This window comes from uncultured Limnohabitans sp. (assembly GCF_937889215.1).
Classification (GTDB): Bacteria; Pseudomonadota; Gammaproteobacteria; order Burkholderiales; family Burkholderiaceae_C; genus Limnohabitans_A.
Window position 1 is genome coordinate 1 of sequence record NZ_CALBEX010000436.1, and the last position, 1,572, is coordinate 1,572.

Annotated in this window: 2 protein-coding genes; both read right to left on the reverse strand. The window is 60.1% G+C overall.

All coding sequences use genetic code 11. From position 1 onward, the window contains the following. Positions 1 to 877, reverse strand: an 877-nt coding sequence (locus tag Q0341_RS11110) for a 2Fe-2S iron-sulfur cluster-binding protein (RefSeq protein WP_299513202.1), incomplete at its 3' end; no start/stop codon positions are given. After that, the coding region (locus tag Q0341_RS11115; RefSeq protein ID WP_299513205.1) for an NADH-ubiquinone oxidoreductase-F iron-sulfur binding region domain-containing protein at positions 874 to 1,572 on the reverse strand (699 nt) is incomplete at its 5' end. The genes Q0341_RS11115 and Q0341_RS11110, both read right to left, overlap by 4 nt.

The window sequence follows — 1,572 nt, forward strand, 5'->3', positions numbered from 1 at the left end:
GGTTGGCCGCATAGTCAAAGCCAAAACGCCCTTTGACGCACAAGCGGCTGTGGTTGGCAGGCCCGTCGCGGCCATCGACGCTCACGATCACGTTGTCCTTGACGTTGTAGGTCAGCAGACAGCCCACTCCGCAAAACGGACACACCGAATCCACCTTTTTGTCCACCACCTGCGTGCCCACTTGGGTTTTGGGCATCAAGGCCCCCGTGGGGCAAGCCTGAACGCACTCACCGCAGGCCACACAGGTGCTCTCGCCCATCGCGTCACCCAGGTCGAACACGATTTCGCTGTGCGCGCCGCGAGAGGCGTAACCGATGACGCCATTGACCTGCTCTTCGCGGCAGGCCCTGACGCAGCGGTTGCACTGGATGCACGCGTCCAAATTGACCGCCATGGCGGGGTGGGACACATCGGCTTGGGCTTGTGCACGACGCAGCGCCTTCAGCTCAGGGCGCACCGTCACGGCCATGCGACTGGCCCAATCGCTCAACTCACCGTGTTGCCCTGCGTCTGTGGCAGCACCGCTGGCATCGTTCCATTTGTGCCCCACATCGGGCATGTCTGACAACAGCATCTCCAGCACCATCTTCTGGCTTTTGACAGCACGCTCACTTTGGGCCTGCACCTGCATGCCCTCGGTGGCACTGCGGCAGCAACTGGGCGCCAGTGTGCGCTCGCCTGCGATTTCAACCACGCAAGCGCGGCAATTGCCATCGGCGCGGTAGCCATCCTTGTAGCAAAGATGGGGGATGTCGATGCCGTGGCGCTTGGCGGCTTTGAGGATGGTTTCACCCTCATAGGCATGGATGGTTTGTGCGTCAAGTTTGAATTCGACGGTTTTGGGGGTCACTTCGGACAGCGAGGTCGGTGCGTTCACAGCGATGCTCCAATTTCCAGAGGAAAGTATTTTTGTATGCAGCGCACGGGGTTAGGCGCTGCTTGACCAAGACCACAAATGGACGCATCGGTCATGACCACATTGAGGTCTTCCAGGGTCGTGTTGTCCCATACCGGGACAGCCATCAAGGCCACCGCCTTGGCGGTTCCCACTCGGCAAGGGGTGCATTGACCGCAGCTTTCATGGGCAAAGAAACGCATCATGTTGAGGGCTGCGTCACGCGCTTTGTCTTGGTGGCCCAGCACGATGACTGCCGCCGACCCGATGAAACATCCGTAAGGCTGCAGGGTATCAAAATCGAGTGGAATGCCGCCCAAGCTGGCGGGCAAGATGCCGCCCGAGGCACCCCCTGGCAAGTAGGCATAAAAGTCATGCCCATCGGCCATCCCGCCGCAGTATTCTTCGATCAATTCTTTGACCGTGATCCCCGCAGGGGCCAACTTGACACCGGGGTGTTTGACACGCCCGCTCACACTGAAACTGCGCAAGCCTTTGCGGCCGTTGCGACCAAAACCGCTGAACCACTGCGGTCCCCTCTGGAAGATGTCGCGTACCCAAAAAAGAGTTTCAAAATTGTGCTCCAAGGTGGGCCGACCGAACAGCCCCACTTGGGCGATATAGGGGGGGCGCATGCGCGGCTCACCGCGCTTGCCCTCAATGCTCTCGATCATGGC